The sequence below is a fragment of the Vibrio sp. V43_P6S15P86 genome, assembly GCF_009904725.1.
In the GTDB taxonomy this organism is placed as follows: domain Bacteria; phylum Pseudomonadota; class Gammaproteobacteria; order Enterobacterales; family Vibrionaceae; genus Vibrio; species Vibrio diabolicus.
This window is the reverse complement of the sequence record NZ_WXWT01000458.1, coordinates 1-18,340: the sequence shown is the minus strand read 5'-3', so window position 1 is coordinate 18,340 and position 18,340 is coordinate 1. Positions and strand designations below refer to the sequence as shown.

Annotated in this window: 14 protein-coding genes; 10 read left to right on the top strand and 4 right to left on the bottom strand. The window is 45.1% G+C overall.

Features of this window, described 5'->3' with window-relative positions:
- Positions 1 to 359 precede the first annotated feature (359 nt).
- Together brnQ and CAG69_RS22790 are read left to right on the top strand one after the other, a co-directional pair.
- On the top strand, positions 360 to 1,670 hold the full coding sequence (brnQ, locus tag CAG69_RS20435) for a branched-chain amino acid transport system II carrier protein (protein ID WP_161445936.1): 1,311 nt from the start codon (positions 360 to 362) through the stop codon (positions 1,668 to 1,670).
- 103 nt (positions 1,671 to 1,773) lie between these two features.
- Positions 1,774 to 2,982, top strand: coding sequence for a GGDEF domain-containing protein (locus CAG69_RS22790; protein ID WP_161445934.1), 1,209 nt, complete (start codon positions 1,774 to 1,776; stop codon positions 2,980 to 2,982).
- Between the two features lie 45 nt (positions 2,983 to 3,027).
- Here CAG69_RS22790 and CAG69_RS20425 read toward each other — a convergent pair whose 3' ends face one another.
- Positions 3,028 to 4,377, bottom strand: coding sequence for a sigma-54-dependent transcriptional regulator (locus CAG69_RS20425; protein ID WP_161445932.1), 1,350 nt, complete (start codon positions 4,375 to 4,377; stop codon positions 3,028 to 3,030).
- 169 nt (positions 4,378 to 4,546) lie between these two features.
- On the opposite strand from CAG69_RS20425, the gene CAG69_RS20420 reads away from it, so the two are divergent.
- The 3 genes from CAG69_RS20420 to CAG69_RS20410 all read left to right on the top strand — a co-directional run bounded on the left by CAG69_RS20420 (position 4,547) and on the right by CAG69_RS20410 (position 9,543).
- Complete coding sequence (locus tag CAG69_RS20420) at positions 4,547 to 6,619, top strand: sensor histidine kinase (protein ID WP_161445930.1); 2,073 nt, start codon at positions 4,547 to 4,549, stop codon at positions 6,617 to 6,619.
- A gap of 213 nt (positions 6,620 to 6,832) precedes the next feature.
- Positions 6,833 to 7,960 (top strand): conjugal transfer protein TraF, encoded by a 1,128-nt coding sequence (locus CAG69_RS20415; protein WP_006741246.1) that lies wholly within the window; start codon positions 6,833 to 6,835, stop codon positions 7,958 to 7,960.
- Between the two features lie 191 nt (positions 7,961 to 8,151).
- On the top strand, positions 8,152 to 9,543 hold the full coding sequence (locus CAG69_RS20410; RefSeq protein ID WP_161445928.1) for a glycoside hydrolase family 1 protein: 1,392 nt from the start codon (positions 8,152 to 8,154) through the stop codon (positions 9,541 to 9,543).
- Positions 9,544 to 9,642: 99 nt separating this feature from the next.
- On the opposite strand, the gene CAG69_RS20405 is transcribed toward CAG69_RS20410, so the two are convergent.
- Entirely contained in the window at positions 9,643 to 11,679 is a 2,037-nt protein-coding gene (locus CAG69_RS20405; protein WP_161445926.1) for a PhoX family protein, read from the bottom strand.
- A gap of 267 nt (positions 11,680 to 11,946) precedes the next feature.
- Between CAG69_RS20405 and CAG69_RS20400 the strand changes: the two genes are divergently transcribed.
- Positions 11,947 to 12,285 carry a YggL family protein gene (locus CAG69_RS20400; protein WP_005393599.1) on the top strand — a complete coding sequence of 113 codons (339 nt, stop codon included), beginning with the start codon at positions 11,947 to 11,949 and terminating at the stop codon, positions 12,283 to 12,285.
- 631 nt (positions 12,286 to 12,916) lie between these two features.
- Here CAG69_RS20400 and CAG69_RS20395 read toward each other — a convergent pair.
- Positions 12,917 to 13,783: a helix-turn-helix transcriptional regulator gene (locus CAG69_RS20395; RefSeq protein WP_161445924.1), complete on the bottom strand. Its 867-nt coding sequence runs from the start codon at positions 13,781 to 13,783 to the stop codon at positions 12,917 to 12,919.
- Positions 13,784 to 13,950: 167 nt separating this feature from the next.
- Between CAG69_RS20395 and CAG69_RS20390 the strand changes: the two genes are divergently transcribed.
- The 4 genes from CAG69_RS20390 (at position 13,951) to CAG69_RS20375 (ending at position 17,332) form a co-directional block, all read left to right on the top strand.
- Positions 13,951 to 14,196, top strand: a complete 246-nt coding sequence (locus CAG69_RS20390; RefSeq protein ID WP_065645589.1) for a hypothetical protein — start codon at positions 13,951 to 13,953, stop codon at positions 14,194 to 14,196.
- A 529-nt stretch (positions 14,197 to 14,725) separates the two neighbouring features.
- Positions 14,726 to 15,634 carry a LysR family transcriptional regulator gene (locus tag CAG69_RS20385; protein WP_065645588.1) on the top strand — a complete coding sequence of 303 codons (909 nt, stop codon included), beginning with the start codon at positions 14,726 to 14,728 and terminating at the stop codon, positions 15,632 to 15,634.
- Between the two features lie 301 nt (positions 15,635 to 15,935).
- Positions 15,936 to 16,841, top strand: a complete 906-nt coding sequence (gene rimK / locus CAG69_RS20380) for a 30S ribosomal protein S6--L-glutamate ligase (protein WP_005393586.1) — start codon at positions 15,936 to 15,938, stop codon at positions 16,839 to 16,841.
- Positions 16,842 to 16,903: 62 nt separating this feature from the next.
- A complete protein-coding gene (locus CAG69_RS20375) occupies positions 16,904 to 17,332 on the top strand; it encodes an ATP-dependent zinc protease family protein (protein WP_005393584.1) in 429 nt (142 codons plus the stop codon).
- A gap of 66 nt (positions 17,333 to 17,398) precedes the next feature.
- On the opposite strand, the gene CAG69_RS20370 is transcribed toward CAG69_RS20375, so the two are convergent.
- Positions 17,399 to 18,124, bottom strand: a complete 726-nt coding sequence (locus tag CAG69_RS20370; RefSeq protein WP_161445958.1) for an MBL fold metallo-hydrolase — start codon at positions 18,122 to 18,124, stop codon at positions 17,399 to 17,401.
- Between the last annotated feature and the right edge of the window lie 216 nt (positions 18,125 to 18,340).

The window sequence follows — 18,340 nt, the reverse complement described above, 5'->3', positions numbered from 1 at the left end:
CAAAACCAGTTCAATCCACCAGTTCAGAAACAAACATTGACCGTATCAACTTATTTTCTACTTCGGGGTTGTGCCAATAGCCTCATGTTCGTTAGGGTAACTACACACCAAGGCAAACGTATTCCTTGGTGCTTTTTTGTCACTAAGGGTCACTCATGTCAGCAACTGCGCAATCACAATTCGCTTTAAAACGCCCATCTGGCGTTGCTGCTGCGATCCTCCTGCTCTCTCTGGAACTGATTCAGAGCTGACAGGCTATATCTAAACTTTCTGTCAGCTTGAGAAGAAGCTGACGGGAACACCACATACTCCTCCCATTCCTTTCAGTTTCTTCCAAGCGAAACATAAGAGGAATAACAATGTTAAGCGCACGCAATATCGCCGCTTTGGGCTTCATGACTTTCGCCATGTATTTAGGCGCGGGTAACCTGATCTTCCCTCCATTTTTGGGTTATCAAGCAGGTGAAAACTTTCTGAGCGGGATGTCTGGCTTCCTCTTGACGGGTGTAGGTCTGCCTGCGATGGCACTGGTGATGGTGGCTATCGTAAACGGTTCAGACAAATTAACCGCTGCCCTACCTAAACCTTTGGCGACCAGTTTTTGGGTGATGGTGTTTATCGTGATTGGTCCTGCTTTCGTAATACCACGTGCGATTACCGTCGCTTACCAATTTAGCTTTGCGCCAATGTTTGGTGATGCCGTTTTGGTGCCTTTCACTATTGCCTTCTGTGCTATCACCATTCTATTTGCCCTATATCCGGGTAAGTTGGTCGACAACCTAGGCAAGATCTTAACGCCTGCATTGATGGGTATCTTGATCATCATGTCTGTGACGGCTTTGGTTTCTCCTGCTGGCGAGCTAACTGCTGCAACGGGACCATACGTATCTGGCGCATTTGCTGAAGGCTTAACCCAAGGCTACATGACCATGGATGCGCTAGGTTCTATCGGTTTTGGTTGGATCATCTTCCGCGCGATTCGCAGCATGGGTGTGGATTGCCCGAAAGCCACCGCAAAATACACGCTAATCGCAGCTTTGATGTACGCGGTTGCCATGGCATTTGTTTACATCTCATTGGCTTACATTGGTTCGACAAGCTCATACTTGGGTTCTGAGTTCAGCAATGGTGGCGACATCTTAACGGCATTCACCTTCAGCCACTTCGGCGCATTTGGTTCACTATTACTAGGTGCCGTGATGGTATTGGCGTGTTTGACCACTGCTATCGGCGTAACCACAGCAGGCAGTGAGTTTTACGACAACACTTTCAGCAAAGTGAACTACAAAGGCTGCGTTATCACGACCATGGTGTTGGCTGGTTTGATCGCCAACGTAGGTCTGGAGCAACTATTGGCTATCACATTGCCAGCGGTTTTGGCGCTTCACCCAGTAGCGATTGCATTGATGATCATGGCACCAGTGCGCAACAAGATGTCGCAAATCATGGTGGTAGCGACCGCATTCACTGCTCTAACGTTTGGTTGTGTTGATGCGCTGCACATCCTAGGTTACATGCCAGATTCCACCGATGAGTGGATGGGTAATTACATGCCTCTGTACAATGACTTTGCTAGCTGGATTATACCTAGCGTATTTATGATGATTGTTGGTCTGCTATTTACGACGAAAACCAACCAAGCCGAGCAATTCGAGCTGGTAAATGAATAGCCGTTTAACATAAGACATCGCTCAATAAGTAAGTTAATATGTAGTTCGCTTATTGATATCAGGCAAAGGAGTTGCCTGAACTATGGATTGATGTGGAGCGCTTATGGACAATCAGTATTTAGACATCAGAACTCTCAACTTTATCGTTATTCTGTTCTCTTGCATTTACTCAATCAGTCTACTTTGTTACCAATACACACAGAAAAAAATCAAAGGCTTAAAGACTTTTTCTCTCTCGCTGTTATTTATTGGCTTTGGGCCTTTTTTACTGGGATTTAGAGGCTCCGCACCAGATTGGCTTACCATCGTCATAGCTAATACGCTCATATTAATCGGCTTCTTGCTTACGCTTTACAGCGTGAGCATTTTTCGTCAATTCCCTCTAAAACTGGCCCACTCACTCGCTTTTTTAACGCCCATTTTCAGCGGTTCGTTCTATTATTTCACCTTCCATGACCATTCAATTAAAAACCGTATCATTTACTTAAGTGTTTATATCTGCATCGTTACGTTTTTTAGTGGGATCGCCATGCTGAAAGGCACCAAGCAAGACCAAAAACTCCCAACCATAGTGATGGCGTGCTCCTTCTTTTGCTTCAGTATTTTTATGGGCTTCAGAGCACTTTGGAGCGCTTTCGCCAATGAAGTGCCAAATTTTATGACCGCAGGTTTTATCCACCAGATGACGTTTTTACTTAGCATCTGTCTGATTGTCGCTATGAGCTTTAGCATGTTGTGGCTAATTAATGGCCGCTTGATACAGTCAATCAATGATCTCTCACATTTAGACGCCCTCACAGGGCTTCATAATCGTCGCGCGATGGAAGAAATTGTTCCAAACCTTGTTAATCAAGCGCACAAACGGAAGCAATCAATAAGCATCATCATGACCGACATGGACGAGTTCAAAGCGATTAATGATCATTATGGCCATACGGTAGGCGATTCCGTCATGGCTACGATTGCCGCTATCTTTAAGAAACACCTCCCAGAGTCAGCTTGCACAGTACGATTTGGTGGTGATGAGTTCATGATTGTTTTACTTGAAAAAGCACACCGCGCCAAAATTGTTGCCGAGCAAATTCGCCTAGCGGTAGAAACAGAAGCCTCACTGCAGTCATTCGAAAATGAGATCACCATGAGCTTTGGAATCAGTGAGTTATCTGAGGGACAATCGCTTCACGAGGTCGTTGCTGAAGCAGACGAAGCGCTGTATAGCTCTAAACATACGGGCAGAAACCAAGTCACCTTGTTTGGAGAAGGGAAAGGCCTAACTTATAAGTTTGTCCCGACTCCCTCGAAGAGCGCATAATCATATTTGTGACGCCCATAGCGGTAAATCAGCTTAAAAATTGCATTAAGTATAATCAGAGCGATTTAAACCAAACTTTTGCATCTTTTGATTCAAAGTTCGACGAGGTAAATCCAATTCCTGCATCACCTCGTTAATGCGTCCGTGATGCCTGACCAATGAATCATGCAGCACCTTGCGCTCAAAATTGTGTAATTGAATAACCAATGGAACACCCACTTGCGTCTCCTCCGTGGTTGACGAAGGACGGCTAGAGAGAATTTCCATCACAGATACCGTTTCATCCAAAGCAAAACGCATAGCCACGTTTCGCAGCTCTCGAACATTCCCAGGCCAAGCGTAGGAAAGCACAGCGTTTCTATCTGCATCACTCAATGGTCGGGTTTCAGGGTTAGTTTGCAAGGTGAAGTGCTCAAACAAAATCAGTGAATCTTCTTCTCTCTCCCTGAGTGGCGGCAAATAAATTTGCGCGACGTTGAGCCGATAGTATAAATCTTGCCGAAACTCTTCATGATCATTGAGATCTTCTTTCGCCGCCGCGATCACTCGTAAATCAACGCCGATCTGCTGATTCCCCCCCACTCTTTCAACGGTATGCTCTTGAAGCGCCCGCAGCACTTTCACCTGCATCGACAACGGCATGCTTTCTATCTCGTCAAAAAACAACGTGCCTTTATCGGCGTATTCCAACTTGCCGATGCGTCGTTTGTTTGCACCAGTGAACGCCCCAGCTTCGTGACCAAACAACTCACTCTCGAAAAGGTGTTCTGGAATCGCACCACAGTTTATCGGCACAAAGTGATGAGGTTTTCTTTGGCTTTCATTATGTAAACTGGTCGCCACCAGCTCTTTACCACAACCCGTTTCACCGTAGATGATCACGTTAGTATCGATTTTCGCCAGTTTCGCAACTTGCTCGCGTAATTGCTGCATCACTCGACTTTGACCAATGAGCACCTCTTCTAAACCACTCACGCTAGCTAGATACTCTTGGCGGTGAAGCGACGATGTTTGCGCGCGATGGCTCTCGACCGCATCTGTGACACGTTGAGACAAACGCTCCGGCTGGAAAGGTTTTTCAATAAAATCAAACGCGCCGTTTTGTAGCGCATTCACCGCCATATCCACATCACCATGACCAGTAATTAGTATCATTGGTGTTGGAATGTGATTCGCAATAAGGCTCTCTAAAATCGCAATTCCATCAGTATCTGGCAAACGAACATCACTAACTATCGCATCAAACTCTTGGTTCAGAATGGCGGTTTTGCCTTCCTCCCCCGAGCTAAAAGCTATGACATCAAACCCCGCCAATTGCAGCCATTGGCTGGTAGCTTGACGAACGATGTCATCATCTTCAATTAGGGCGATACGCGGAATGTCGTCAAAAGTCATGAGTTACTGCCTGATCGGTGATAGAAGTCTTTGCTAAAGTTAGCAAAAACCATGCTATAGAAAAGGAGCTAGATCCCACTTCTTAATCACAATTCTTTAACATCCAATCAGTTAAGCGCACTCTTTCACTACCAACTACGATAACTATGTTCAGCCAAACGGAGCTCGTATGCAGCGCACTAAGAATGGGAAAATGTGGCTAACCGCCGTATTGATCAGTGCGCTGGTGATCTTTTTCTACGGTGCTAGCCGAGAGGTGGCCCATCAATGGCTGAGCGTCCAAACTCAACAAGAAGCACAACAGAAACTCCTCGACTACATTGGTGAAGTCCGCCGAGCATTAAAACGTTTCTATCACCTTCCCTATCTCGTCACGAATAACCCAGAAACAATTGCGTTTGTGAAAGGCAATTTAAACTACTACGAGCCACTTCAAGCACAACTGACACAGCTCGATAAAGCCGCGAATACAGAGGGTTGGTTGATACTTTCAACCTCGGGAGAAGTGTTGGTATCGAGTCTGATCGATGAACGGTTCAGCCGCTCTGACCGCCGTGCGATTGTCGAACAAATACAACGTCAGGGAGAAGGCGTCTCACTGGTGAATAAAACAAAAGGTTCTAGTCCGCTTTACTACCTCTCTGCACCAATTTTTGATGGTTTGGAGATAGCGGGCATCGTTGTTGTTCAAATCAACCTGAGTTTGCTAACAGAGCAGACCATCACCAGCCAAGACATCATCACGCTACAAAATCGCCATCAACGCTTCTTCCTCTCCAGCAGCACAAACTATAACGCCGACTGGTTTAATGAACCGAATAACCAAGTCAAAGTCGAAACTCAAACGCTGTATGACAATACGGTGATTCATTTCTGGACTCTCAATCAGCAGCGCTACTTTGCACACACAGCAAAGCTGGACGACTTAAACTGGTTTGTCAGTTACCTTATTCCGACCAAACCTGTTCAGCAAACGATTAGTGTCATTGGATGGAGCATCGCAGCGCTCCTCCTGCTCCTTATCCTGTTGGTGATCATTGGTTTACAGCGTCGACAAAAGCATCTCAATCAGCAGCGTATTCAAGCCTTACTAGAAGAATCGCAACGCCGACTTAAACAGATGATCAATAAAACACATGTTGGTTTGTTGTTGATTGATGAACAAGGTCTATTGTTCGACCTCAACCCAATGGCAAAACGCCTTTTTTGTCTTCCTGAAAGTGTGAATCGTCATACCTTCGCCTGGGAGTTATTTGATGCAGGTAATTCAAATTCAACCACACTCACTTTGCTTAGAGATCTACCAAAGCATAAGGAACTGGCAGAGATTAGCGCTGTAGAAACCATGGCGCGACGCAGTGATGGCAGCGTATTTCCTGTACTCTTTTCACTCACGAGCTTCCCATGGCACGGTGAGCAGTATTTCCTTGCTACCATAATCGACATTAGCAAACGTAAAAAAGCGGAACAATCGCTGCAGCGGATTAACCAAGAGCTCGCTCAAAGGGTGGAAGAGCGAACTCAAGCTTTAAAACAAGCCCAAGAGCAATTGATTGAATCAAGCAAAATGGCAGCATTGGGCAGAATGTCGAGCGCGATTACCCACGAGTTAAACCAACCATTGACTGGCCTGCGTACCCTTTTAACCACCAACGAGTTGCTAGCAGAACGTGGACAAACAGACATGATGAAAGCCAATAACAAGTTGATTCAAAAGTTGATTGACCGCATGGCAAGCATGACCAGTCAGCTAAAAACGTTTGCCTACAATAAACCAGAGACACTGCACGAGATATCGCTGACAAACGCTTTAGAAGAGACGCTACGCGTCTATCAATCTCAACTCGCGAAGGTAGATGTTCGGGTACGCATTCCCAACGACTTACCCAATATCATTGGCGAAGAGCAACGCCTACAACAAGTGCTCGGCAACCTAATTTCCAACGCATTAGATGCGATGAAAGAGACCCAAGATCCACAGTTAATGATTGCCGTTACACCCACTACCGATAATGTTGAGGTCGTGGTAAGTGATAATGGGTGTGGGGTACCTTCAGACCAACTCGATACCATGTTCGAACCTTTCCAAACCAGTAAAAAAATTGGTGAAGGACTGGGGCTAGGGCTTTCCATTACCGCCAACAATATGCGAGATATGCAAGGGAAAGTCAGTGCGCAGCTCAACGCTGATAAAGGCATGTCCTTCACCTTAATGTTTGAGCTCGCTCCTCATCGTAGCTAATCCAACGCCATCCACCTCTCCAGCTTTTCTCCACACAATTAAAGAGCAATAAACCCTGATCAACTTTATAAAGCGAGTTGCCTAACCTACGCTTAACTTGATGAATCGCCACATGCTATTCATCAGCACAATCTTTGGTGGTTGACACCAAGTTTTAGCTCCCACCATCTAATTTATTGATAAGTAATTATTTAAAGTAAGAATGGATGCGTTATGAGAAAACTAACTTTAGCAGCAACAGGGGCGCTTTTTATTTTATCACCTCACGCTTTTGCAGCGCCTTACGCAGCAGACGCTCGAAGTCACGGAATGGGAAATACAGGCGTCGTTTCCGCTGACTATTTAACCGCTCCTCTACACAACCCAGCCCTAGGCGCTCTCTATCGAGAAAATGACGATATCGGCCTACTCATTCCTGCTCTCGGCGTCAATATTCACGATGAGGATGAAGCTTTATCAGCCGTTGATGATGTTCAAGACCTTTACGATAGTATTCAGGGCATTCCCACACCTGCGAACGAAGCCGAACTTAATCGACTACTCGATCAATTAGATAAGAGTGCTCCAGTCGTCATTAATGGAGGTCTGAGCCTCGCGATTGCGATTCCGACACGCTACATGTCGGTAAACCTTTTTAGCGCTGGTTATGTGGAGATACTTGCGGCACCCGATATCTCAGATTCAACAAACACCGCAGATCGATACCTCAATTCTGCCGTCGACCTAGCGGCTTTCGGTAGTGCGGAATATGGCGTTGCCTTGGCTCGCGCTTACACGATAGGTGGGCAGCAATTCGCATTTGGTATTACGCCCAAATACCAACAACTTAAAACCTATACGCAGCGTACAACACTAGATGACTTTGATATCGAGGATTACGACAAAAGTGAAGTATCAAAGAACACGTTCAATATGGATCTTGGGGTCGCTTGGTATCACAACGCATTTAGAGCTGGTCTCTCGTTAAAAGACGTCTTCGAACAAGATATAGAAACAAAACTAGGCAACTATACCTACGAACTCACGCCACAAGCGACCCTTGGTATCGGCTATGTCGGGGACTATGTAGCTCTGAGCCTAGACGCCGATCTCACCAAACAAAAGCGCTTTAAAGAGCTCGACGATGACACGCAGTTTATTCGCGTTGGTATCGAGGGGAATGCTTGGGGATGGGCTCAACTCCGCGCTGGTTATGAAGTTGACCTAGAAAATAACCTCGATAACTCGGTGACAGGTGGCATTGGCATCAGTCCTTTTGATGTGATCAGTGTAGACCTAGCAGGGTCTTACGCTGGCGATAACCAGTTTGGCGCGGCGGCGAATTTAGCATTTACGTTTTGAATACGAATGCCAACCTAAATTCACTTAGGTTGGCATTGTTAACAACCATCCTATATCTCAATGTTTATCATTACTGACGTTTGGTGATGAACTGATAAAAACACGATCTCGCTACAAGTATCGAGATGTCTCCTACACTATTCTCAAGCAATAAATCCATAAACATTTCCTAAATATAAAGAGTGAGAAACATGATTAAGTTTCCAGATAATTTCCTTTGGGGTGGTGCCATTGCGGCAAACCAGGTAGAGGGGGCATACAACCTTGGGGGGAAAGGTTTATCAACATCAGATATGTTGCCAAACGGCATTCTGAGCCCGCATCAAACGCGTGAAGAACGAACGCCTGGTATCAAAGATCTTGCTATCGATTTCTACAATCGCTATCCAGAAGACATTGCCCTGTTTAAAGAGATGGGATTCACCTGCCTGCGCTTATCCATCGCTTGGAGTCGTATTTTTCCTAATGGTGATGAACTGGAGCCAAACGAAGAAGGACTGGCGTTTTACGACAAAATTTTTGATGAGCTAGCCAAACACAATATGCAACCATTTGTGACGCTTTCTCATTATGAGATGCCTTACGCCTTGGTTGAGAATTATGGTGGTTGGAGCGATCGTCGAGTGATCGAGTTTTTCGAGCGTTACGCTAAAACCGTGTTAGAACGCTACAAAGATAAGGTCAAACTGTGGCTTACCTTTAACGAAATCAACATGTCACTGCATGCGCCATTTACGGGAGTGGGTTTGCAAGAAGACGCCAGTGAACAAGAGATTTACCAAGCGATTCACCACCAGCTAGTCGCAAACGCGAAAGCGGTAAAACTGTGTCAGCAAATCGTACCAAACGGCAAGATTGGTAACATGCTGCTTGGCGCAATCAACTACCCATACACTTGTAACCCTGATGATGTGTTAGCCGCCATGCATGAAAACAACAAGTGGTTGTTCTTCGGTGATGTGCAGACTCGTGGTCAGTACCCAGGCTACATGAAACGTTACTTCCGTGAAAATGGCATTGAAATTCAGATGGAAGAAGGCGACTTAGAAGAGATCGCATCGGCAAGTGTCGATTTCATCTCATTCAGCTACTACGCAAGTGGCTGTGCGAGTGCCGATCCGAAACAGAAAGAAGTGGGTAACATCGTCGATAGCGTACCAAACCCATATCTTGAGAAGAGCCAATGGGGCTGGTTGATCGATCCAAAAGGCCTGCGCGTTTTGCTTAACTTCCTTCACGATCGTTACCAAAAGCCGCTATTTATCGTCGAGAATGGCTTAGGCGCTCGTGATGAATTCGATGAAAACGGGGAAATCCAAGACGATTATCGAATTTCATACCTTAATGACCATTTGGTTCAAGCACACGAAGCGATTCTTGATGGCGTTGAGTTGATGGGCTTCACCAGTTGGGGGCCAATCGACTTGGTGGCTAACTCAACCGCCGAAATGAGCAAGCGTTACGGTTATATTTATGTCGATCGTCATGATGATGGGCAAGGAACGCTAGAGCGTAAACGCAAGAAGAGCTTCTACTGGTATCAAGACGTAATTCGTACTTCAGGCGGTTCATTGAAAAGCTAAGCCTGTTGTCTGGATATAAAGTGCGACTGGGCATTCGCCTAAACCATCAAGCCCTGCATTTGCAGGGCTTGAATTTTAAGGTGTGAATGCACTTAGAGATTAAACTGCAATCTCTCCACCGTCTTCACGTCGAATGACAACCGTCGCCGCTCGTGGGCGCACAGAAACACCAGCAGGCGTTTCTTCGGCGGCATCTTCACTGTATGGCCAGTTGTCTGGGTGCTGAATATTCACAAACAATGATTTGTAATCAGGGCTGATAGTAAAGCCTGTCACTTCACAACCATTTGGTCCAACAAAGAAGCGTTTAAGCTCCGCTTGGTTATCCGCACCAATCACTGCTTGGTCACCATTCTCATCTGTCAGCTTAGATGGCACAACGGCCAACATTTGATCATTAGTGTAAGACGTAACTTCATCTGCACCGTTATCGGTCTGAATCCACAAAATACCACGGCCATCAAACGCTAATCCGTCAGGGCTAGCAAACTGGTTTAGCTCATTCAGGCCAGAACGGTTGGTATCTGCATCACCATTTGCTGGCGAACCAAAGACAAAGATATCCCAAGTAAAGTCTGTAGCTGAAGCCCCTTCATCCCAACGAATAACGTGACCAAACTTATTGTTCAAACGTGGGTTCGCAGGATTGGTTTCATCAGTACGGCGCGTATTATTCGTCAATGTTAAGTAAACCGAGCCTGTGAATGGATCAACCGTACACCACTCTGGGCGATCCATTGGAGTTGCCCCAACGAGGTCAGCCGCGCCTGCAGTATTGATGATAATTTCAGCCAATGAGTTAAAGTGATCCGCTAACGTACCACCAGATGTCGTAACACTATCAAGCGTTAGCGGCAACCAAGTACCTGTGCTGTCTTCATTGAAACGCGCAACATAAAGTGTGCCTTCGTCCATGTACTTATCGCCTGTCGCTAGGCGGTTTTCCGAGTTTGCATCTGCTGGATCCCACGCTGCCGCAGATTCAAATTTGTATAGGTACTCAAAGCGAGAGTCGTGACCAGAGTAGAATACCACTGGTTTGCCTTCTTCAAGCTTACCAAAAGTACAGCCTTCGTGACGGAAACGACCTAGTGCAGTACGCTTCTTCGCACGCGAGTTTTGCGTGTAAGGGTCAATTTCGACGATGTAACCGTGACCATTGGCTTCATTACGGTAATCATCCATTGCACTTGCTCCTGTTGGAGCCACATTAAAGCGAGAGAACTCATCAAGACGCTCTTCTGCATTTCCTGCAAGTGTTTCCCACAAGTAGCGTGTGCTTTGGTCATCAACACCAATGCGATCTTGTTCTTCTGTACGAGTCCCGGCGTTAACAAAGTAACCTGGCCAGTTCTCTTCACAAGTTAAGTAAGTGCCCCATGGCGTGTAGCCGTTGCCACAGTTGTTTAACGTGCCACGTGCTTGGCTGCCATCTGGCGAGAAACGAGTGACGGTTAGTGACGTGTGCGCGACTGGGCCAGATAAGTCCATTGCTGTCGCACCAGTGTAACGGCGGTTTAGTGGATCGGTATCAACCAACTTCCACATGTTGTCTTCCAGTTGAATGCGAACCACTGACACACCGTGCGCGTTAATCTCTTTACGCACTTCATCTACAATGGTACGTACGCCATTTTCAACCGTCGGACCGTTTGGATGCAGTGCTGATGTATCAATGTACTCGTGGTTGATGCAAAGCAGACCGTCGGTCGTACTGTCATTTAATGGGAAAAAGTGCATGCCATCATGGTGCATGCCCAACGCGTTAAGTTGGTCTGAGCTGGTATTGCTGCCATCATTTTTCCACGCGCTGCCTTGAGCATTAAGCGGTGTACCCCAAGGTACCAGTACTTGTGCGGTGTAGCCTTGTGGAATTGAAACGGCGTCAGTGAGTGAGCCAGGGATAGATTCAAAGTTAAGAACGGCTTTAGATACGCCTGAGCCACTGCTTACTGTACTTCCTGAGTCAGACGAATTACAACCAGCCAATCCGAAAGCACCAAACGCTGTCATCGCACTGATACCTAAACCACCTTTCAGAATGCTGCGTCGAGATAGGCTCGCTTCTAATACTTCTTCAAATGGTTTGTTTTCACTTTGGTTATAACGCGTCGCGTCAAAGGTTTCCTTGCTCATTTTTACTTTCCCGATCTTATAGTTTAATTAATAAATAAGTGATTAGTTGAACGGCAAGAAGTTTGGAGAAGAAAAATGACAAAAGTGCTTAAAACATATGAAACCTTGTGTTTCAGCAGTGCAGCAAACTCAGCAGCGTTACCAATTGAGCAATTAAGTTTTGGTCACATAATCACCAACTGTATCGCTTCATTCTGATTTTACTTGGGCTAAAGTGTGATAGAGGGTATAAGGTGTACGAATTCAAATCATCTACGAGAGATAATCATGAAATTAGACAAGATCGATAACAAGAGCCGTCGTATCCGTAAAAAGCTGTTCTTAGGTGAGTTCGCAATCCTAGGTTTCGAGATCAGCTGTGAAACAGACATTAACGACTTCGACCGTTACGATGCATTCGTTGATGACTTTATCGACTACATTGATGGGCTTGGCCTTTGCTTCGGCGGTGGTGGTCTAGAACTGTTTGAAGGCTTCCTATGCTCTACTGACCGTTACGGCAGTGCTACTGAAGAGCAAAAAGCACAAGTTATTGCATGGTTAGAAGCACGTCCAGAAGTGAAAAGCGCAAAAGCTGGCGACTTGGTTGACGCAAACTACCTGTAAGTAACAGAGTCATACTGACAATAATAAAAAGCTGGTCTCCGGACTGGCTTTTTTACTTTTGGAAGTGTGTGATAGTAAAAGTAGAGTGCTGGGAGGTTGTGCGGAGTGAATGTGATTGTGGCGTTTTTGAGCTGGCAATCAGCGGGAAACGGCGTTCCACTGCCAGCTCGTGCCTTTAGGTATCATTAACTATGATTTTTTAGCTGGTGCGTCTTTCGTGTCTTTCCAGTATTGAATGCGCACACGATGTAGCTGAGCTCTTCTAGTCTTTTTCATAGTAAAATCCCTCATCTTATATAAGTAACGCTCCTTATGGAGCTTATTGTCTAAGGTCGAATCCCCTTCAATCTATAAGGGAACCAATTATTTAACCGTGACCAATTTCACAACATAATGATAATTGCCGATTTCTTGCAGTCACCTTTGGCTAGTAAACGGCGTATTATCTCTCTGACACGGTTAACTTACTCACCAGATATGACAGAAAAATGGCAATCAAGTTCCCTATATTATCTGTCACTGAATCTTAATAATGATTCCTGAAAAATTTTGCAAGTAAGATATCAATTGCCCATCACTTTCAACCGAGCAACTCTTTTCGCGTTCGTGATCGCAGTTGTGTGCAACCCAATTAAGGCTGGATTCGCTGCTGATATTGCTGGCGGTACTCGCGTGGCGTAAGCCCTTTATACGTTTTGAAGTGACGATTAAACAGGGCTTGGTTTCGATACCCTACTCTCTCAAACACAATTCCAATCGGCAAAGGCGTTGATTGCAGCAAATCTGCGGCATGATTGATCCGCAATTTCATTAGGCGTTGGCTAAACGGCTCTTTAAAGTGCTTTTGAAACAATCTTGTGACCGCACTGTCACTCAGTGATAAATGGTTCGCCAAGTTCGCGAGCGTCACTTTGCTAGCAAAGTGCTGTTCGAGATACGCGTTGACACTTGCCACTCGTTCTCTTTCCTGTAATTCGTGTTCACTCATCGATAAGTAAGAGTGAGTCATCAGTGTTTTCGCTCCTTCATCGTGAGCAATCAGAGACAAAACATGGAGAAATCTCGAGAGTTGCTCCATTGCAGGAAACCTCATGAGCTCATGTAGAAGATCCACAACGTGCTGAGCTGTCCGCTCAGAAAACACTACACCTTTGTTGGCCGCCTTTAAAAGCGGATCAAGCTTTCTAAGCTCTGCGCAATAGAACATCAAATTGGCAATCCACTCACGCTTAAACCAAATCACATGAGTCTCGCACTTGCTTTCGACCAATGTGGAGTGAATTGAATGAGGCACACCAGGCGCGATCAATAGCATTTGGTTGTGAGTCACTTCTAATTCGTGATGACCAATATGCAAACTGCCAGTGAAGTGGCGATGGATGACTAATTCAAACACATCATCGTGAAAATGGAGATCGTACTCTTTTTCTGGCTCATCAATGCGACGATAGCGCCAAGAAAAACCTGGTCTTTGTGGTACTTTTTCGATGTGTGCCATTGGCTACTCCACAAAATAGTATTGTTTCACGCTCAAATAATATCAGTATTGCCAGCTTAATCTTCATCACGCCGAAATAGTATTGATATTAAGCGGCATACTATCAACTTTGTGTCGTCACGCTCCTTATTGTTGCCTTGAAAGACAAGATAACTAAGGAGGCTTTCATGAGTCACTTCACTGTCAAGCTACGCCAAGTCCTGCACAAAACACGTGATGAATGGGCAACATTCGCCATCAAAGAAATGGAAATTCCACCTAATACTATCGCCAAATTTTATGGCTACAAATCGAGTTGTGATCTTGAGCAAATTCTTAAACAGGATGAAAACGACACCAATTCGGACATTTGCTCGACACCTTGTGCGAGATCTCTTACAAGCAATGTAAGCAAAACGACCATCATTGACTAAGACAAAATCGAAAAATTAAAATAAGCCATTGAAAATTATCAGTTATATCATTTCAAACAATATTCGCTGCCAAAGTTTTTTTACCTAGCTAATTGAGAGTAATCAGCAAAACATCAATACTGATTGTGTCGACAGGATGTTGGCGGGAACAGGAAAAAAACCTAATGGACTAGGTATCTTCAGGATGAAGATTTGGTAGCTTAGGATGAGTTATCAGCAAGGATGTAGTTAAGCTCTAGGATAGAGTTCGCCCGTCAGGATGATAGGCAAGAATGGACACCGCTAGGAAGGCGATGAACAAGGAACTCGGTTAAAGGACTTAGCCACAATCAAGGATAGATGCAGGGAGCACCTATAGTAGCCGGATTGCTGCGAAAGAGAATAAGCCCCGTCTGGGAAACCAGGCGGGGTTTTATTTTGTCTGCTATTTATTATTCACAAGGCACCCGATTCTCTTGCGTCGATTTATTCCGTGCCGTGCTATCATTTTCTCTACGTCTTTCAGCAAGCTCACAGCAAATCTCACATTATGCTTAATCCTGTTTGGTTACATACATTTAAGACATTGATTGAAGTCGGTCATTTCACACAAACGGCAGAAAAACTTTTTATGACCCAACCTGGTGTCAGCCAACACATCAAAAAGTTAGAGCAAAGTTGTCAGCATGCGCTGATCAAACGTGAAAACAAAAGCTTCGAATTAACAGAGCAAGGTCGGATTGTTTACGCCTACGCGCTGGAGTTAGAAGAAAGAGAGAAAGCGTTGCTCGAAGAACTCAGTTTTGATGATGCATTTTCAGGTCACTGTAAACTGGCCTGTTCTGGCGCAATGGCATTGATGCTGTATGGCCCTCTTTTAGAAAAGCAAAAACAGCACCCAGGCTTATCGCTGCATTTAGAAGCCGCACCCAATCACTCGATTCTCAATGCAATAACGGAAGGAAGCATTGATATTGGTATCGTAACTGATGTTCCTCACAAAGGTTTATTTCACAGTGAAAGAATTGGTAAGGAGCAGTTGTGCTTAGTCCTACCTAATCAATACCGCGAAAAGCAGATAACACCACAACTCTTGCACGACTGTGGTGTCATTGCCCATCCTGATGCCAAGCACTACATGACGCTGTTTTTTGACCAATGCGCGGAACAAGAGCTCCAAGAAATTAAGATGAGCGATTTACCATTATCCGGCTACGTGAATCAATTAAGCCAAATTTTACTACCTGTGAGTAAAGGACTCGGCTTCACCGTGCTGCCTCAAAGTGCTGTCGACAACTTCCCACAAAAAGATACCTTGCACATCGCACAACTGAAAAACACCGTGTGTGAAGAGTTATTTTTAGTTCGCAAACGCAGTCGTGTTCTGCCACTGCGCTATCAAACAATTAAAGATGTGTTATTGGACGTCATCACAAACTCAAAACAAACTACAGAATAGCCTAGCGTTTTAAACTCGTCGTAATCCGTTTGCTTAAAAAAGTCCACAGACAACTTCCGGCTTACGACGCTGAGAATGCCCGATGATTCAACAAATTATTTTTGTCGTAACGACGAGTTTTTTTCGTTTTCTTCTCGCGAGAAAAAAACCTAAGGTGCGCACCTCTAACGAAGTGGTTGTCCAACCACACATCTAAATCGTTGAAGTCAGTAGGTAATATCACCTAAATATCACATACCTGCTGCATTCTATACTCTATACTTATATTTTTAATTTGGTACTGACTTACTAAGGAATTGCCATGCGTATTGCTATTCTCTCTCGTAATGAGAATTTATATTCAACCATGCGCCTAAAACAGGCAGGTGAAGAGCGTGGACATCAAGTAGACGTCATCGATACTCTGCACTGTTATATGGACATTACGAGCAACAACCCTAAGATCCGCTATAAGGGTGAAGAATTGCCACAATACGACGCTGTGATTCCTCGCATCGGTGCATCCATCACATTCTACGGTACCGCGGTTGTACGTCAGTTTGAAATGATGGGCACATTTTGTGTCAACGAATCGGTCGCGATCAGCCGCTCTCGTGACAAATTACGCTCGTTGCAACTGTTATCGCGTAAAGGCATCGGCTTGCCGCGCACTGGCTTTGCTCACCACCCTGATAACATTCAGGACGTGATCAAAAATGTTGGTGGCGCACCTCTAGTGATTAAATTACTAGAAGGCACTCAAGGCATCGGTGTTGTGCTTGCTGAAACCAACAAAGCAGCAGAAAGCGTGATCGAAGCATTCATGGGGTTGAAAGCAAACATCATGGTGCAAGAGTTCATCGAAGAAGCTAAAGGCGCAGACATACGTTGCTTTGTTGTCGGTAATAAAGTGATTGCAGCGATGAAGCGCCAAGCGAAAGAAGGCGAGTTCCGTTCGAACCTTCACCGCGGCGGCTCTGCACAGTTAGTGCGACTAAGCAAAGAAGAACGCGCTACTGCGATTAACGCGGCAAAAGTCATGGGGTTAAACCTATGCGGTGTAGATATCCTTCAATCTAAAAACGGCCCAGTGGTAATGGAAGTGAATTCTTCACCAGGTCTTGAAGGTATCGAGCTCGCAACAGAAAAAGACGTTGCTGGTATGATTTTCGACTTTATCGAGAAAAACGCAAAACCACACGCAAACCGTACTCGTGGTAAAGGTTGATAATTGTTTGAGTGAGAGCCTGCTCAGTAGGCTCTCGTATTACTCATCGCTAGGATGACACTATGAATCAGAAAATGATCATTGGGAACGCCGAAGCTATTTGCTTACCTGAGTTAGGGATTACTCACCTTGAAGCGCGCATTGATACGGGCGCACAAACCTCTTCATTGCATGTAGATAACATTGATTGTTTTGAAAAAGATGGTCAGTCTTACGTTGCATTCGATCTACACCCAGATGTTTATCATTTAGAACAAGTGGTTCGCTGCACAGCGAAGCTAAAGGCAAACCGTAAAGTGAAATCTTCAAACGGTACTTTTGAGCACCGCTGCGTTATCACCACCATGCTGCGCATGGGTGACAAACAATGGCCAATCGACATTACGTTGACCAACCGTGAAAAAATGACTTACATGATGTTGCTAGGCCGTCAGGGTATGGCAGACAAAGTGCTGGTCGACCCTAGCCAATCTCATTTATTGGCATCTTAACCCCGTAGCTTCAGATGAGTGATCGAACGTTTTTGTTGAGCATCACTCGTCTGGCTTTATCTTCGTCTACTTCCTGCGAAATAGCGCAAACAACAAGCCCTTAGCTTTAACCTTTGTTACGCGCCAATGGGTCATCGGCTTAGTCGGCGCAGTATGCAGAATGTGCTGATACGCTTTTTCATCAAAAGTCACCTCTCCCCCATGCGCCAAAAGCAAACATTGCGGATTCATCTCAAACACACGCTTTAATGATTGGCGATATTGGTTTGGATGAAATATGGGAAACGGCGCAATCAGGTGTTTCTTAACCTGCACCATCAAATCCGCCACATACAATACATCTTGTTCAGAATGATAAACCGACAAATCTCTATCGGTATGTCCCTGCGTTTCTAGTACCTGCCAATCATCAAACCCCGGAATACACTCACCATCGATGAGTTCGATATCGGGCTTTAGCTTGCGCGAATACCACAGGTTTTGCTTTGGTTTACGCATCCGGTTCGCCATCCAGCGCGCTAACATCAAATCGGTCAAATGCATTAGCCAACCGTCTACACCGCTATACCACTGGCTCTCTCGCTTTGCGGCCAATAGCTTACATCCAGTTAAATCACGCAGTTTGTGTGCGCCACCAGCGTGGTCTGGATGCATGTGAGTTACAACGACCAACTTTAGGTCAGAAAAAGGACGATGGAGTTGATGTTCAATAAAATCTTTAAGGTGAGGAATATCTGCTCGACTTGCACCATCAAGCAACATTAATTTATCGGGATATTCGGCGAGATACATGGTCTGAATGTATCCCTGAATTCTGTGCAGCTGCAAAATATGTCCTTATTTGAGTGAGATTTTTCATGACAGCTTCCTTGCTGGTCAGACCAACTATAACAGCTGAATGGACGCTCTGGTAAACAAATGTTCACATCAGCGCACGACAAGAAATCATAATCGAGATGATAGATTTTAATCATTAGACTCAGCGGCACTTTTATCCGTTAATGCGCG